Origin of the sequence: Delftia sp. DS1230, from assembly GCF_040112715.1 — a bacterium.
Taxonomy (GTDB): domain Bacteria; phylum Pseudomonadota; class Gammaproteobacteria; order Burkholderiales; family Burkholderiaceae_C; genus Comamonas; species Comamonas tsuruhatensis.
Genome location: NZ_CP157763.1, coordinates 1682202 through 1697342 on the forward strand (window position 1 = coordinate 1682202; position 15141 = coordinate 1697342).

Sequence of the window (15141 nt, forward strand, 5' to 3'; positions counted from 1 at the left end):
ATGAGAGCGGCCGGGGCCGCGCGGCCTCAGCGGCGGCGGCCGGCGCGGTCGCTGTTGCTGCCCATCTGGTTGCCGACCAGCGCGCCGGCGGCCGCGCCGCCCACGGTTCCCAGCGTGGTGCCGAACAGGGCACTGCCCAGCACGCCACCGGCCACGGCACCCACGCCCGTGCCCAACTGCGCGTTGTTGGGACGGTGGGCGCAGCCGCCCAGGGCCAGCGCGCCGGCCACAAGGGCGGCGACGGCCAGGCTGCGGCCCATGGTGGTGCCCGACTTGCGTTCAGTCATGCGCTCGAAGGTGCGAAGGGTCTTGTTCATGGCTTGCTTCCTTTTGTCCTGATGATGGTGGTGAGGCCGGGCCGGCGGTGCCGACGGCATGCAAGGACTTTGCCTGCAAAAAGCTGACGCACTCGTGAGTTTTTCGTAGAGTTTTATCAAGTTGTGTAACAAAACAGGCGCGATTCCAAGCATTTGTAGTTCCATGCAAGCGCCGGTGTGCGCGGCGGTGCGATTGGCTCTGGCTCGGCTGTGGGGGCATGCCGGCGAAGTACAGTACGGGCCGGTGCGGCGCCCGCCGCGGAGGACCTTCTTTTGGAAATCATTCAGTTCCTGATCGACTTCATCCTGCACATAGACAAGCACCTGGAGGCCTTCGTCGTGGCCTATGGACCCTGGGTGTATGCGCTGCTGTTTCTCATCGTCTTCGTGGAGACGGGCGTGGTGGTCATGCCCTTTCTGCCCGGCGACTCGCTGCTGTTCATCGTCGGCGCGCTGTGCGGCGTGGGGCTGATGGACTATTCGATCGCCTGCACCGTGCTGCTGGTGGCGGCCGTGCTGGGCGACCAGTGCAACTACACCATAGGCCGCTACATAGGGCCCAAGGTGTTCCAGTGGGAGGATTCGCGCTGGTTCAACCGGCGTGCCTTCGACCAGGCCCATGCGTTCTACGAGCGCTACGGCGGCATCACCATCGTGCTGGCGCGCTTCATGCCGTTCATCCGCACCTTTGCCCCCTTCGTGGCCGGTGTGGCTGCCATGGACCGAGGCAAGTTCACGGCCTTCAACGTGGGCGGAGCCATTGTCTGGGTGTTCGGCATCAGCGCCGCCGGCTATTTCTTCGGCAACCTGCCCTGGGTGCGCGAGAACCTGGAGAAGATCATCTGGGGCCTGATCCTGGTGCCGGGCCTGATCGCCATCTTCGGCGCATGGCGCGCGGGCCGCGCGCCCAAGACGGCTTCCTGAGCCTTCAGCGCACAGCAAAAAGCCCCTTGCGCCGTGATGGCGCAAGGGGCTTTTTCGTTCAGTGGCCGAACGGCGGCGGCAGGGGTCAGCGGCGGTCGTTGCGCTTGCCCACCTCGTTGCCGATGAGTGCGCCGGCGGCTGCGCCGCCCACGGTGCCCAGCGTGCTGCCGAACAGTGCGTCACCCACCACACCACCGGCCACGGCGCCGACGCCGGTACCGATCTGGGCGTTGCTGGGGTTGGTGGAACAGCCGGCAGAGAACAAGGCAATGGCGGCAGCGGCGGCAATGGAATAAAGGCGTGTCTTCATGTTCATCTCCTGTCGTGGCCTGCGTTGCTTCGGCGGATGGATGGTGGCGCAAGCATTGTGTGGAACATGTTGGCATGCTCTCATTCACGGCCTGCGGCCGTGGTAGGAGAGTTGCCCGAGCTGGGGCCGGGCGGTTTGGAAGCGTCCGGTCCTGCCTGTCCGACAGCGGCGGCGGACGGCATGCCGCCGTGCCTGTGGCAACCCTCGCGGCTCAGACGGAGCGGCTGCGGGCCAGCGGCGGGTTGTGCGCGAAGTAGTTGCGGATGCCGCGCATCAGCGCGTCGGCCAGCTGCACCTGGTAGGCGCTGCTGCGCAGCCGGGCTTCTTCCTCGGGGTTGCTGATGAAGGCGGTCTCCACCAGCACGCTGGGGATGTCGGGCGCCTTGAGCACGGCAAAGCCGGCCTGCTCCACGCGCGGCTTGTGCAGCTTGGCCATGTTGCCGATCTCGCCCAGCAGGGCGCCGCCGAGCTTGAGGCTGTCCTTGATCTGGGCCGTGGTGCTCATGTCCAGCAGCATGCGCTGCACGTGCTGGTCCTGCGAGCCCATGTTCAGCCCGCCCACGAGGTCGGACTGGTTTTCCTTGTTGGCCAGCCAGCGCGCGGCCGTGCTGGAGGCGCCCTTGTCGCTGAGCGCAAAGACGCTGGCGCCACGCGCGGCCGGCGTGGTGAAGGCATCGGCATGGATGCTGATGAAAAGGTCGGCCTGAACGCGCCGGGCTTTCTCGACGCGGGTGGCCAGCGGCACGAAGAAGTCGGCGTCGCGCGTCATGAAGGCGCGCATGGGGCTGCCGCCGATGCGGGTGTTGTTGATGCGGTCGCGCAGCAGGTGGGCGATCTTGAGCACCACATCCTTCTCGCGCGTGCCGCTGGGGCCGGTGGCGCCGGGGTCCTCGCCGCCGTGGCCCGGGTCCAGCGCCACGATGATGATGCGGTCGGTCTGGCGCGAGGTGGCGATGTTGGGCGCGGCAATGGGGGCAGGGGCCGGAACGGGTGCAGGCGCTGGGGCAGGAGGACGCGGCGCAGCCGCGGGAGCCGGCGCCTGCGCGATCACGGCAGGCGGCGGCGCAGGCGTCTTGCCGCCCGTGCCGCCGCTGTGCTGGGCGATCAGGTCGCCCAGGGGGTCGGGGGCCGGCGCCGCGGCGCCTGGGGGGCGGGGCATTGCGGGTGCAGGAGGTGGTGGAGGTGCCGCCGCCACGGCGGTGTCGTCGCCGGAGGCATCACGCAGGCGCTCGCTGATCAGCGCCTCCAGCGGGTCCACGGCCTTGGCCGGGTACAGGTCGAACACCAGCCGGTGCTTGTAGGCCGCCACCGGCTGCAGGGTGAAGACCTGGGGCTTGGCGGGCTGCTTGAGATCGATCACCAGGCGCACCACGCTGGGCGAGTTCTGGCCCACGCGGATGGATGCGATGTTGGGGTCGTCGGAGCGCACCTTGGCGACCAGCTCGCGCAGCGCGGGATTGAGGTCGATGCCTTCGATGTCCACGGCCAGCCGAGGCGGCTGGTCCACGAAGAACTGCTTGGCAGCCAGCGGCCGGTCGGACTCGATGGTCACGCGCGTGTACTCTGGCGCAGGCCAGACGCGCACGGCCACGATGGTGGCGCCGTGCGCAATGTGCTGGCGGCCCAGCAGCAGCACGATGGAGCCCGCCTGCAGCAGGTTGCGGCGCGACAGGCCGGACGGATAGGAGAAGGATTGGGCGTCGCTCATGCCTTGAGTGCTTCGATCACGGCGCGTCCGACGGGCGTGCCGGCGATCAGGCTCACCTGGCGCTGCGTCTCGTCGATTGCTTCGATATGAATAGCTATATCTGCCGCAGGCGTAAGCGCTGCGGCCTTTTCGGGCCATTCTGCCAGCTTGAGACCGGGGCTGGCGAAAATATCGCGAAATCCTGCATCCTCCCACTCGCGCGGATCGTCGAAGCGGTAGAAGTCGAAGTGCCAGATGGACAGGCCCGGCGCCTCGTGCGGCTCCACCACGGCATAGGTGGGGCTTTTGATGCGGCCCTGCACGCCCAGTGCGCGCAGCCAGTGCCGCACCAGCGTGGTCTTGCCGGCGCCCAGGTCGCCGTGCAGCGTGACGTAGGCATTGCGCAGCGCCGGATGGTCCGCGAGCTGCTGCGCAAACCGCTGCGTGTCTTCCTCGCTGCCCCATATCCAGCGATGGCCCGCAGTTTCCGCATCCTGCGGCCGGGCGCTTTCTACAATCGAGGGAGTATGTTGTGCAGCAGTCAATTGGTTCCTTTGATGCAAGGCTGGGCCCGCGAACTGGGATTTTCCCAAATTGGCGTGGCTGGCGTGGATTTGTCGTCTGCGGAGCCGGGTTTGATGCAGTGGCTGGCCCAGGGGTTCCATGGCGAGATGGACTATATGCAGGCCCACGGACTGCGCCGCGCGCGGCCTGCCGAGCTGGTGCCGGGCACCGTGAGCGTGATCACGGCCCGCATGGACTACCTGCCGCGCGACACGCCCGCCGACGCGCCCGGCGCCTGGCAGGCCATGGAGTGGGAGAGGCTGCAGCGGCCCGCCGAGGGCATCGTCTCCGTCTATGCCCGGGGCCGTGACTACCACAAGGTGCTGCGCAACCGGCTGCAGAAGCTGGCAGAGCGCATCGCCCAGGAGGTCGGCCCCTTCGGCCACCGCGCCTTCACCGATTCCGCTCCCGTGCTGGAGGCCGAGCTGGCCCGGCGCAGCGGCCAGGGCTGGCGTGGCAAGCACACGCTGGTGCTCAACCGCGAGGCAGGCTCCATGTTCTTCCTGGGCGAGATCTATGTGGACCTGGCGCTGGAGCCCACGGCGCCGGTGACCGCGCACTGCGGCAGCTGCGCGGCCTGCATCACGGCCTGCCCCACGGGCGCCATCGTGGCGCCGCACCGGGTGGATGCGCGGCGCTGCATCTCCTACCTGACCATCGAGCATGCGGGCGCCATTCCCGAGGAGTTGCGGCCGCTGATGGCCAATCGCATCTACGGCTGCGACGACTGCCAGCTGGCCTGCCCCTGGAACAAGTTTGCCCAGCCCAGCCGCCTGCCTGATTTCGATGCGCGCGAGATTCTGGCTGGCGGGCAGCTGGTGCACTTCTTCGCCTGGGACGAGGCGACCTTCCTGCGCCTGACCGAAGGCAGTCCCATCCGGCGCATAGGCCATGCGCGCTGGCTGCGCAACGTGGCCGTGGCGCTGGGAAACGCCTGGCGTGAAACCGGCGATACGGCACTGCGCCAGGCGCTGGCCAGCCGCGCCGAACATCCCGACGCCATGGTGCGCGAGCATGTGGCCTGGGCACTGTCGCAAAGATCGGATTGAGCTGATAAGCCGGGGCGCTGGTGTGTGAAACAATTGTTGCGCTCAGTCTGATGGCTCCCCGGCGGCCTGTTGCGGGCCACCGCCCCTGAGGGCGCGGGGTCTGTGTGACTCAACATGGTGTTCGATATGCGCGCAAAGCCTTTCCGTCTGCTGAACGCCGAACCTCTCACCCAGACCGCCGTGGCCGTCTGGGTAGGCCTGTGCTGCGTGCTGCTGGCCACGGTGGCGTACTGGACGGTGCTGGTGGACAGCCATCGCACGCAGCGAAACTTCACCGAAGCCCAGTCCTGGCTGCGCGTGGGGCAGATGTCGCATGCGGTTTCGGTGCAGGTGCAGACCCTGCTGTCCGGCCTGGACTACACCATGCGCGGCCTGGAGTCCGACTTTGCCGATGGCGAGGCCGACGTCTTTCAGCATGCCGTGCAGACCACCTTCGATGCCTATCCGGCCGGCACCTTCCTGCAGATCGCCGTGGCCGACGAGAGCGGGGACATCGTCTACTCCAATCTGCAGCAGGATGCGCAGACCCGGGCCGCCAAGGTCTCGATCCGCGACCGGGAGCATTTCCAGGTCCATGCCAACCGCGAGACCATGGGGATGTTCATCGGCCGGCCCGTGCAGGGGCGCGTCTCCCATAAATGGACCATACAGCTGAGCCGCGCGCTGTACCGCCAGGGGCGCTTCTCGGGCGTGCTGGTGCTGTCGCTGTCGCCCGACTACATCTCGGGGTATTTCCAGTCCATCTTCGATGGCGCCAAGGACGTGATCTTGCTGCTGCGCACCGACGGTGTCTATCTGGCGCGCTCTCAGGGACAGGACGAGGTGATGGGGCGTTCGGTCTCCGATGTGCGCGTGTCACAGTTCGCGCCGGCCATGGAGCGCGGCACCTACGAGGCCGAGTCCTCGGTCGATGGCGTGCTGCGCATGTATGCCTGGAGCAGGGTGGAGGGCTATCCGCTGATCGTCAGCGCAGGGCTGGACAAGAAGGCCATCTTCGAATCGCTGGAGGAATCGCTGGAGCGCGGCCTGCTGCGCAATGGCATAGGTACGGCGGTGCTGCTGCTGGCCGTACTGCTGACGCTGTGGCTGGCGCGCCAGCGCCAGCTCAGCGAGCGCATGCGGCTGCAGGGCGAGCGGCGCTTCGCGCGGCTGGCGCAGGAGGTGCCCGGGGGGCTGTTCCAGTTCCGCATCGGCGCGGATGGCCAGTTCCAGTTTCCCTTCACCAGCCCGGGGTTCTTCGAGCTGCATGGCGCAAGGGCCGACGCCGTCCGGTTCGCCGACCATGAACTGCTCAAGCGCGTGCACCCCGAGGATCTGCCCGCCCTGGCGACCTCGGTGCAGGACAGCGTGGGGCGCAAGGATGTCTGGGAGCACAAATACCGCGTCTACGGGCCTGGAGGCGAGCTGCGCTGGCTGCACGGCCACGCCCGGCCGCAGCAGGAGGAAGACGGCTCGCTGCTGTGGCATGGCTATGTGCACGACGTCACGCAGGACCAGGCCATACAGGAATCCATACGCCACAGCGAGGAGCGCCTGCGCCTGACGGTGGGCGCCGTGCGCGACGGCCTGTGGGAGTGGGACTGCCGCAGCGGCCATGTGGAGTGGGATGCGCGCTGCTACCAGATGCTGGGCTTCGAGGCAGGCCAGTTCCCCATGAACTACGACGCCTTCTGCGCGATGGTCCATCCCTCGGACAGGGCGCGCGTGCTGGCGCGGCTGCAGCGCCATGCCGAGGCCGGGGCCGACTTCCGAGTGGAGATGCGGCTGCGCGGCTCGGCCGACAGCTGGCTGTGGGTGGAGTCGCGCGGCGAGATCACCCAGCGCGATGCCGACGGCAAGCCCGTGCGCATGCTGGGCACGCACACCGACATACAGCAGCGCGTGGAGCAGTCCCGCCTGATCAAGGCCTTGCTGGACCGGGGCAGCGCCCTCATCGTGATGGCCGGTCCCCAGCGCGAAATCCTCTATGCCAACGAGCGCGCGGCGCAGACCTTCCAGATCGAGACGGAGCGGCTGCCCGGTGGCGTGAACCTGCGCTCGCTGCATGTCAGCGACGAGAGTTTCGAACGCTTCGGCCAGCTGTACGGGCAGCTCAACGCACGCGGCACGGTGCGCACGGAATGGATCCTGCGCATGCCGTCGGGCTCGGACCACTGGTTCGACATGCAGGGCTCGCTGCTGGACCCCGACGAGGACGATGGCCGCGTCATCTGGACCATGATCGACACCGATGCGCGCCGGCGCGCCGAGACCGCGCTGGCCGAGACCCAGCACCGGCTGGAGGCCATCATCGACCGCTTTCCCGCAGGCATCCTGGTCACTGACGCGCAGGGCCGCCAGGTGCTGGCGGCCAACCGCATGCTGGCCGCTGCCCTGCAACTGGACATGGCGCCTGCCGCCCTTGTGGGGCTGGGCATGCCGGCGCTGATCCAGCTGCTGCCGGCGTCGGTGGCAGGCGTGCTCAGCGCAGGGCCCGTGGCCGGCCGCTCCCTGCATGCGCTGCCCGATGGCCACTATGTGGAGATCGAGGGCATGCAGCTGCGCGACGGTGACCGCTCCATCGGCCATTGCTGGGTCTTCCACGATGCGACGGAGCGGCAGCAGCGCGAATCCCAGCTGGAAACGCTGGCGCTGACCGATGCGCTGACGGGCATTCCCAACCGCCGCGCCTTCATGGAGCGGCTGGCGATGGAGCTGGACCATCTGCGCAGCGGCCTGGTCGCGCATTCCACGCTGATCATGCTGGACATAGACCACTTCAAGCAGGTGAACGACGGCTACGGCCACGCGGTGGGCGACATCGTGCTCAAGGAACTGCTGGCCTCGGTGGCGCAGGAGATGCGCAGGGAAGACATGGTGGGCCGGCTGGGCGGCGAGGAATTCGCCGTGCTGCTGTCCGACACCAATGCGGAGGTGGGCCTGCGGCGCGCCGAAAGCCTGCGCGAAGCCATTGCCGGGCAGGCCATCGATGCGGGCAAGGCCGGAGACCTGCACATCACCATCAGCCTGGGCGTGTACGAGCTGCAGCGCAGCGATGCATCGGCCCAGGGCTGCCTGGAGCGGGCCGATGCGGCGCTGTACTACTCCAAGCGCAATGGCCGCAACCAGTCCACGCTGTGGAGCGAGCGGCTGCCAGCCATCGCGCGGTGATCCGGGCCGCTTCGGCGCAACGGCCTAGGAATTCATCCCGGTCAACTGCCGATTTTCAGAATGGTCCAATGGCCTGATGGCGCCGGAATCCCGAAAATCCAGGGTTCATGCTGCCGCGTGGCCCTGTCGTCGGTCCGTCTGCCCGAGTCCCCGGGGCGCGATCGACTTCCCCGCACAGCCCCTCACAAAAACAGGCCGCGCGCTGCGCGCCGGGCGAGGAATGTATGACATACAACCGGTGGTCCACGATGCATGTCGCCCCCCTGGGGCGAGCGCAATTCTGGAGCGATGCCAGCCGTGAGGCGCAGATGCCGCACACGCCCCTGGTGGCGCGGCCCGAGCGCTTCGAGGCCGTGCTCACATCGCGTGGCGTGGGCGCGGTGGTGTTCAACCGCATCCAGATGGCGGCGGGCCACGGCATGCAGCGCCTGCAGGCGGGTTGCCAGCGCGCGAGCCCGGCCAGCCTGCTGTGCCTGCTCTACCTCAAGGGCCGCGCCCGGGTGTCTGCGCTCGATGGGCCGGGCGCGGCGGTTGCGGGCGGCGAGTCGCATGCGCAGCCCGGCCAACTGTTCCTGCTGGACGAGCGGTGCGGCTACCGCATCTGGCAGGACGAAGCCGTGGACCTGCTCGTGCTGGCCGTGCCGCTGGCGCTGATCGATTCGTGCGCAGGCATGGCTTCGCAACTGCTGGCACGCAGCCTGCCTGACTGCGCGTCGTTGCAGCTGCTCGTCCAGCAGATGCAACTGATCCATGCATGGCAGGCTCCCCTGCCCGAGGGCGAGTCCGCGCAGCTGTCCGATCTGGTCATCAACACCTTGAAGACCGTGCTGCAGGCCGGGGCCGAAAGGGCTGCAGCCCGGCCTGACGCGCCCATGCACGTGCTGTTGTGCCGGGTGCGCCAATTGATCGCCCGCCAATATCCGGACCCGGCGCTGGGGCCGGAGCGCGTGGCATCGAGGCTGGGACTTTCCGTGCGCTCGCTGCAATCGCGGCTGTCGCGCGAAGGCACCAGCCTCAGCGCCGAACTCATGGACTATCGACTGGAGCGCGCCCATGCGCTGCTGCGCGCAGCGAAGCCGGGAACGCTGGGCGTCACGGAAATCTCGCAGCGCTGCGGCTTCAACTCGCTCGCGCATTTTTCCCGGCGCTTCAGGGCACGCTACGGCAGCACGCCGCTGGAGCTGCTGCGTGAGCCGGGGGCGGAGGGCATGGGGTCGTCCACCCGGCACGGGGACGGGGCGGGCACCTAGACAGGGCTTGCGGCGCCTCGGTCGGCGTGGCGTGCGCAGATCAGGCTGAGGATTTCGAACAGCATCTGCGCGCCCGCATGGGCGGTGTTGGTGGTGGCGTCGTAGGCGGGCGAGACCTCGACCACGTCACCGCCCACGATGTGGATGCCGGCCAGGCCGCGCACCATGGCCTGGGCTTCGCGCACCGTCAGGCCTCCCACCTCGGGCGTGCCCGTGCCGGGCGCAAAGGCCGGGTCCAGGCAGTCGACGTCGAAGGAGACGTAGACGGGCGCATCGCCCACCACCTCGCGTGCGCGGGCAATGACGCCGTCCACGCCCAGCGCGGGAAGGTCCTCTGCGTGGATCACCGTCATGCCCGACTCATAGGAGAACTCCCAGAGATATTCGGCCGCACCGCGTATGCCGATCTGTATGGTCCGCGTGGGGTCGAGCACGCCATCCAGCACGGCCTGGCGAAAGGGGCCGCCGTGGTGGAAGCGGCTGCCGTCGAAGGGGCCGCCAGTATCGCAGTGGGCATCGAAGTGGACCAGGGCCAGTGGCCGGTCGCGGCCCAGCACGCGCAGTATGGGCAGGGTGATGGAGTGGTCTCCGCCCGCAGACAGCGGAATCACGCCGGCCGCATGGATCTTCGTGAAGGCCGACTCTATGTCGCGGTGCGACTGCTCCAGGCTGTAGCGGCTGGACAGCGGCACGTCGCCGATGTCCGCCACGCGCAGCTCGCGCGTGGGCGCGGATCTGAGTACATGGTTGTAGGGGCCCACGCGCTCTATCGCACGCAGCGCCCTGGGCCCGAAGCGGCAGCCGCTGCGGTTGCTGATGCCCAGGTCCATGGGCACGCCGATCAGCGCGGCCTGCAGTTCGCCGAAGTCCGGGCGGCTCCAGTCCATGGGGTGCATGGGGGCATCCAGCAGCGTGGGAATGCCTGCGTAGGGTGCGCTGCGCGTGCCGCTGGCGTCGATGATGTGGGCGGCCACGGTGCGGAAATGCGGATCGTGGATGACGGACTCGTTGTCTCCGCCGAAGCGCGCACGCAGCGCGGCCAGCCTGTCTGCAGTCAAGAGGGTCATGGGTGTCCCTTGGTTCAGGATTGGATGCCCGACAGGGAGCGCTGCTGCAAGCGCTGCGCCAGGCTGATGAGGATGAAACTGGCCGTGCTCATGGCCAGGCTGGCGTAGATCGGCGTGTTGGCGGCCAATCCGTCGCGGACCATGAAGACCACTGCCGTGGCGCAGCCCAGCAGCATGCTGGCAATGGCGCCCGCCGTGGTGGCGCGGCGCCAGTAGATGGCGCCGATCAGCGGCACCAGCATGCCGCCCACGAGCAGGTTGTAGGCTGTGGTCAGGGCGTTGAGCACGTCGTCCACCACCAGGGCGATGCCCAGCACGGCAAGGCCCACCAGCAGCGTCAGCAGCCGGTGCCAGCGCACATCGGCCAGCGGCTTGCCTTGCCGCAGCAGGGGCACGAGGTCTTCGGCCAGCACGGTGGAGCCCGCCAGCATGGCCGCGCTGGCGGTGGACATCATGGCGGCCAGCGCGGCAGCGATCACCAGGCCGCGGACGCCGTCCGGCAGGCTGGCCTGCACGATGGCGGCAAAGGCGTTGTTGGGATTGTCCAGTTCCGGCAGCAGCACCCGCGCCGCCATGCCCACCAGGGCGCCGACCAGCCCGTAGACCACGCAGTACAGGCCGGCGAGGCTGCCCGCCACGGCGGCCACGCGTTCGCTGCGGGCCGTGAACACGCGCTGCCACACGTCCTGGCCGATCATGATTCCGAAGAAATAGATGACGAAGTAGGTGGCGATGGTGTCCCAGCCGATGTATGTGACATCGAAGCTGGACGCAGGCAGCCGTGCAACCAGTTGGTCCCAGCCGCCCACGCGGTACAGGCAGATGGGCAGCAGGATCAGCATCAGGCCCGCGGTCTTGATCACGAACTGCACGATGTCCGTCAGCGTCAGCGACCACATGCCGCCCACGGCCGAGTAGATGACCACGACGCCCCCGCCCACCAGGATGGAGATCCACAGAGGCAGGTCGAACAGCACCTGCATCACGGTGCCGATGGCGATCACCGACGTGGCCGCCAGCATCAGCGCATAGGCCAGCATCACCAGTGCGCTGGCCTGCTGGGTGCGGGCGCTGTAGCGCCGCTCCAGCACCTGGGTCACGGTGCAGATGCGCAGCCTGAGCAGGGGCTTGGCCAGGAACAGGTTCAGCACCAGCAGGCCCGCACCCAGAGCCGCGCACAGCCACAAGCCCGAGATGCCGTACACGTAGCCCAGGCGTACCGTGCCCACCGTGCTGGCCCCGCCGATCACCGTGGCAGCCATGGTGCCCATGTACAGGCCCGGCCCGAGGTTGCGGCCCGCCACGAGAAAGTCCTCCTGCGTCTTCGCGCGGCGCATGCCGTACCAGCCCAGCAGCAGCATGGCTGCCGCGTAGATCACTACCACCGAGATATCAAGCACCATGGTCTCTCTCCCCTTTTGTTCCGACCCCGTGTGCAGGGTCCTTCTGAAACAGCGGTATTCACGCAAGTGAATGTCACGGACCGCCCCTCTTGTTCTGCGCTGGCGGCGTGCTCCGGTGAACCGAAGCGCGCCGCAACAGCCGTGAATGCTAGACAGCAGCCGGGCTTGCATCCATTTCAAGTTCCATCTACAAACATCGATGAACATCGATCTTTGCTGAGTGAAAACCCCATGCTCCATACCGTTTCAGATCTCGACCTGCGGCTGCTGCGCGTTTTTCTGGCCATCGTCGACGCGGGCGGTGTATCGGCTGCGCAGGCCATTCTTGGCGTGGGGCAGTCCACGCTCAGCAGCCAGCTGTCCACGCTGGAGACACGCCTGGGGTTCAGCCTGTGCGAGCGCGGGCGCGGCGGCTTTCGCCTGACGGCCAAGGGCCGGCGCTTCGTCGACCTGGCCCGCGCTGCGCTGCAGGGCCTGGAAGGATTCAGCGCGCAGGCGCGCAACATGCACAGGCAACTGGTCGGCAGCCTGGCCATCGGCCTGATCGGCAATGCACCCACGGAATACAACGCGTTGATGGGGCGGGCCATACAGCGCTTTCGCCAGCGCGACGAGGCCGTGCGCCTGTCTGTGCTGGTGCGCGGGCCGCGCGAGCTGGAGGAAATGCTGCTGCGCGATGAGCTGCAGGTCGCCGTGGGCTATTTCCTGCACCGCGCCCCGGCGCTGGAATACACGCGGCTGTTCAGCGAAAGGCAGGTGGCCTATTGCAGCGCCAGCCATCCCTTTGCCGCGCGCGCGGGCCGCATCGGCGCGCAGGAGGCGGGCGAAGCCGACTGGACCTGGCGCACCTATCCGCTGCCGCAGGCACCGCTGACGGGGCGCCCGCGCCATGTCACCTCGGAGGCGGACAACATGGAGGCGGCCGCCATCCTCATCCTGTCAGGCGCCCACCTGGGCTACCTGCCAGAGCATTACGCAGCGCCCTATGTGGCTGCCGGCCTGCTGCACGCGCTGGACGAATCCCTCTTCAGCTATGACGTGGACATCACCATGGTGGCCAGGAAGCGCGCACGCCAGGACGACATCACGGCCGCCTTCACGGACGACATGCGTGCCGTGCTGTAGGGGCGCCGCGGCACAGCGGCATCAGAACTGCAGCAGGCTCAGCGCAAACGGCAGGCTGAGCACGCCCAGCAGCGTGGACAGCGTGACCAGCCCCGCCACATACGAGCCGTTGTAGCCCATGCGTGCGGCCAGCACATAGCATGACGATGCCGTGGGCAGGGCCGAGAAGGCCATGAGGATCAGGGCCTGCGCACCGCTGAGGCCAAATGCCCGCACCATGGCATAGGCGATCAGCGGCTGCACCAGATGCCGCACGGCCAGCAGGCACACGGCCAGCAGCTTGCCGGCGGCCAGCGCGCCGAACTGCATGCCGGCGCCGGCCGACATCAGGCCCAGCGCGATGGAGGCTGCGCCTATGCGGGAGACTGACGGCTCGAGCAGTGCGGGCAGCTTCAGCCCCAGCGCGCTGAACACCAGGCCCGACAGCGTGCCGACGATCAGCGGATTGCGCACCAGTTGCCCCAGGAAGTGCTGGTTGCTGCCGCGCGCCATGGGCCAGACGGCCGCGATATTGCACAGCGGCACGCTCACGCCGATCAGCACCGAGATGAACAGCAGGCCCTCAGGCCCCGCCAGCCGGCTGGCCAGCGCCAGGCCGATGAAGGAGTTGAAGCGAAACGCCACCTGCACGGCGCCGGCATGCTCGCGCACATCGATGCGGCCGCGCAGGCCCGGCCACCAGGGCAGGCTGTAGGCCAGGCCGATGCCGACCAGGGCCGCACACACGCCAGCGGCCAGCAAGTGGGAGGTGGCACCCCAGTCCACCGGGCTCTTGACGATGGAGTGGAACAGCAGCACCGGGAACAGCAGGTAGTACACCAGCGCCTCCACCGCCTGCCAGACCGTGCGATTGAGCTGTGTGAAGCGGCACAGCACGTAGCCAAGCACGATGAGCGAAAAATCGGGGAAGAGCAGCACGGCGTAGTTCACGGGGGCTGAGCATAAGCGCAACCCCGCAGTCGCCGCGTCTCCCGAGAAACCATGGCGCGAGGCTAGGGGTAAACACCGGGAAATCAGTGCTGCGACAAACTGTGACAACCGGGCCCCGGGCCTTAGCATCGCTGGGGTCCACACAGCCGATCCGAAAGCGCAGGTCCTGACGACCGTCAAGCGCGCAGCGGGCTCCAGGCCCCAACATGGCTGTTCCGTGGCAGCGTTTGCGAGCCTTCATTTCGCAGACCATCCATCCGCAGGCACGGCCTTGCGGATGTCCATGAAAACCTCTTCGTCAACACGACCCCCAAAAGGAGATCCTGTATGAATCGTCGCAGCTGGATGGGACTGACCCTGGTCCTCGCAAGCACCGGAGCCCTGGCCCAGGCCTACCCCACCAAGCCGATCAAGCTGGTGGTGCCCTTCGCCCCCGGTGGCACGACCGACATCATCGCCCGCGTGATCGCCGAACCCCTGACCAAGGAACTGGGCCAGCCCGTGGTGGTGGACAACCGCGGCGGCGGCGGTGGCGTCATCGGCGCCATGGAAACCGCGCGCTCGCAGCCCGATGGCTACAGCCTGGGCATCGCCACGGTCTCGACCACGGCGACCAACCCCGCGATCAACCCCAAGATCTCCTACAACACGCTGACGGACTTCACGCCCATCATCAACGTGGCGGCCACGCCCAACGTGATTGCGGTGAACCCCAAGTTCCCCGCCAAGGACTACAAGAGCTTCGAGGCCGAACTCAAGAAGTCCCAGGGCAAGTACTCCTATGCGTCCTCGGGCACGGGCGGCATCCAGCACATGCTGATGGAGCTGTACAAGAGCCTGACCAACACCTTCGTCACCCACATCCCCTACCGCGGCGCGGGCCCTGCGCTCAACGACGTGGTGGCGGGCCAGGTGCCCATGGTGCTGGACAACCTGCCCTCGGCCCTGCCGTTCATCAAGGACAACCGCCTGGTGCCCATCGTGGTGGCCGCGCCCCAGCGCCTGGCCGTGCTGCCCAATGTGCCCACCTTCAAGGAAGTGGGCCTGGAGCCGGTGAACCGCATGGCCTACTACGGCATCCTGGGCCCCAAGAACATGCCCAAGGATGTGGTGGACAAGATCAACGCCGCCGTGCGCAAGGTGCTGCAGGACCCGGCCGTGCGCAAGCGCATCGAGGACACGGGCTCCCTGGTCATCGGCAACTCGCCTGAAGAGTTCGCCAAGCAGATCAAGGAAGAGTACGAGACCTACAAGAAGGTGGTTGCCCAGCAAAAACTCACGCTGGAGTAAGCACCGCCCTGAGCGGTTGGCTCAGAACCCGAGGCTCCTTGCGGACCTCGGGTTTTTTCGTTGTAGGCTTGATGG

13 protein-coding genes are annotated in these 15141 nt (G+C 67.6%); 6 read left to right on the plus strand and 7 right to left on the minus strand.

Annotation, left to right across the window (positions count from 1 at the left end; all coding sequences use genetic code 11):
* Positions 1–26: 26 nt before the first annotated feature.
* On the minus strand, positions 27–317 hold the full coding sequence (locus AAN986_RS07565) for a glycine zipper 2TM domain-containing protein (RefSeq protein WP_016451238.1): 291 nt from the start codon (positions 315–317) through the stop codon (positions 27–29).
* A gap of 273 nt (positions 318–590) precedes the next feature.
* On the opposite strand from AAN986_RS07565, the gene AAN986_RS07570 reads away from it, so the two are divergent.
* Positions 591–1241 carry a DedA family protein gene (locus AAN986_RS07570; RefSeq protein ID WP_016447666.1) on the plus strand — a complete coding sequence of 217 codons (651 nt, stop codon included), beginning with the start codon at positions 591–593 and terminating at the stop codon, positions 1239–1241.
* Positions 1242–1326: 85 nt separating this feature from the next.
* On the opposite strand, the gene AAN986_RS07575 is transcribed toward AAN986_RS07570, so the two are convergent.
* The 3 genes from AAN986_RS07575 to tsaE all read right to left on the minus strand — a co-directional run bounded on the left by AAN986_RS07575 (position 1327) and on the right by tsaE (position 3783).
* Complete coding sequence (locus AAN986_RS07575; RefSeq protein WP_016447665.1) at positions 1327–1551, minus strand: glycine zipper 2TM domain-containing protein; 225 nt, start codon at positions 1549–1551, stop codon at positions 1327–1329.
* 211 nt (positions 1552–1762) lie between these two features.
* A complete protein-coding gene (locus AAN986_RS07580) occupies positions 1763–3259 on the minus strand; it encodes an N-acetylmuramoyl-L-alanine amidase (protein ID WP_017404361.1) in 1497 nt (498 codons plus the stop codon).
* The gene (tsaE, locus tag AAN986_RS07585) at positions 3256–3783 is read right to left on the minus strand and encodes a tRNA (adenosine(37)-N6)-threonylcarbamoyltransferase complex ATPase subunit type 1 TsaE (RefSeq protein ID WP_016447663.1); all 528 of its coding nucleotides are present in this window, start codon (positions 3781–3783) and stop codon (positions 3256–3258) included. The genes AAN986_RS07580 and tsaE overlap by 4 nt, the downstream gene beginning before the upstream one ends.
* A 12-nt stretch (positions 3784–3795) precedes the next feature.
* On the opposite strand from tsaE, the gene queG reads away from it, so the two are divergent.
* The 3 genes from queG to AAN986_RS07600 all read left to right on the plus strand — a co-directional run bounded on the left by queG (position 3796) and on the right by AAN986_RS07600 (position 9251).
* A complete protein-coding gene (gene queG / locus AAN986_RS07590) occupies positions 3796–4851 on the plus strand; it encodes a tRNA epoxyqueuosine(34) reductase QueG (protein ID WP_034399415.1) in 1056 nt (351 codons plus the stop codon).
* Positions 4852–4965: 114 nt separating this feature from the next.
* The gene (locus tag AAN986_RS07595; RefSeq protein ID WP_047219409.1) at positions 4966–8001 is read left to right on the plus strand and encodes a diguanylate cyclase; all 3036 of its coding nucleotides are present in this window, start codon (positions 4966–4968) and stop codon (positions 7999–8001) included.
* 248 nt (positions 8002–8249) lie between these two features.
* Positions 8250–9251 (plus strand): helix-turn-helix transcriptional regulator, encoded by a 1002-nt coding sequence (locus tag AAN986_RS07600; protein WP_156180028.1) that lies wholly within the window; start codon positions 8250–8252, stop codon positions 9249–9251.
* Here the strand turns inward: AAN986_RS07600 and speB are convergent.
* Positions 9248–10318: an agmatinase gene (gene speB / locus AAN986_RS07605; RefSeq protein ID WP_047219408.1), complete on the minus strand. Its 1071-nt coding sequence runs from the start codon at positions 10316–10318 to the stop codon at positions 9248–9250. The genes AAN986_RS07600 and speB overlap by 4 nt on opposite strands.
* A gap of 14 nt (positions 10319–10332) precedes the next feature.
* Positions 10333–11721, minus strand: coding sequence for a sodium:solute symporter (locus AAN986_RS07610; RefSeq protein ID WP_047219407.1), 1389 nt, complete (start codon positions 11719–11721; stop codon positions 10333–10335).
* 231 nt (positions 11722–11952) lie between these two features.
* On the opposite strand from AAN986_RS07610, the gene AAN986_RS07615 reads away from it, so the two are divergent.
* On the plus strand, positions 11953–12846 hold the full coding sequence (locus AAN986_RS07615) for a LysR family transcriptional regulator (protein WP_016447656.1): 894 nt from the start codon (positions 11953–11955) through the stop codon (positions 12844–12846).
* 21 nt (positions 12847–12867) lie between these two features.
* Here the strand turns inward: AAN986_RS07615 and AAN986_RS07620 are convergent, their stop codons facing one another.
* The gene (locus AAN986_RS07620) at positions 12868–13776 is read right to left on the minus strand and encodes an AEC family transporter (RefSeq protein WP_047219406.1); all 909 of its coding nucleotides are present in this window, start codon (positions 13774–13776) and stop codon (positions 12868–12870) included.
* Between the two features lie 327 nt (positions 13777–14103).
* On the opposite strand from AAN986_RS07620, the gene AAN986_RS07625 reads away from it, so the two are divergent.
* Complete coding sequence (locus tag AAN986_RS07625; RefSeq protein ID WP_016447654.1) at positions 14104–15066, plus strand: tripartite tricarboxylate transporter substrate binding protein BugE; 963 nt, start codon at positions 14104–14106, stop codon at positions 15064–15066.
* The last annotated feature ends 75 nt before the right edge of the window (positions 15067–15141 follow it).

Excerpts from the sequence above, each read along its gene's own strand:
- AAN986_RS07575 (WP_016447665.1), bottom strand. The coding sequence starts at position 1,551 with ATGAAGACACGCCTTTATTCCATTGCCGCCGCTGCCGCCATTGCCTTG.
- AAN986_RS07595 (WP_047219409.1), top strand. The coding sequence starts at position 4,966 with ATGGTGTTCGATATGCGCGCAAAGCCTTTCCGTCTGCTGAACGCCGAA.
- AAN986_RS07600 (WP_156180028.1), top strand. The coding sequence starts at position 8,250 with ATGCATGTCGCCCCCCTGGGGCGAGCGCAATTCTGGAGCGATGCCAGC.
- queG (WP_034399415.1), top strand. The coding sequence starts at position 3,796 with ATGCAAGGCTGGGCCCGCGAACTGGGATTTTCCCAAATTGGCGTGGCT.
- AAN986_RS07610 (WP_047219407.1), bottom strand. The coding sequence starts at position 11,721 with ATGGTGCTTGATATCTCGGTGGTAGTGATCTACGCGGCAGCCATGCTG.
- AAN986_RS07615 (WP_016447656.1), top strand. The coding sequence starts at position 11,953 with ATGCTCCATACCGTTTCAGATCTCGACCTGCGGCTGCTGCGCGTTTTT.
- AAN986_RS07565 (WP_016451238.1), bottom strand. The coding sequence starts at position 317 with ATGAACAAGACCCTTCGCACCTTCGAGCGCATGACTGAACGCAAGTCG.
- speB (WP_047219408.1), bottom strand. The coding sequence starts at position 10,318 with ATGACCCTCTTGACTGCAGACAGGCTGGCCGCGCTGCGTGCGCGCTTC.
- AAN986_RS07625 (WP_016447654.1), top strand. The coding sequence starts at position 14,104 with ATGAATCGTCGCAGCTGGATGGGACTGACCCTGGTCCTCGCAAGCACC.
- AAN986_RS07580 (WP_017404361.1), bottom strand. The coding sequence starts at position 3,259 with ATGAGCGACGCCCAATCCTTCTCCTATCCGTCCGGCCTGTCGCGCCGC.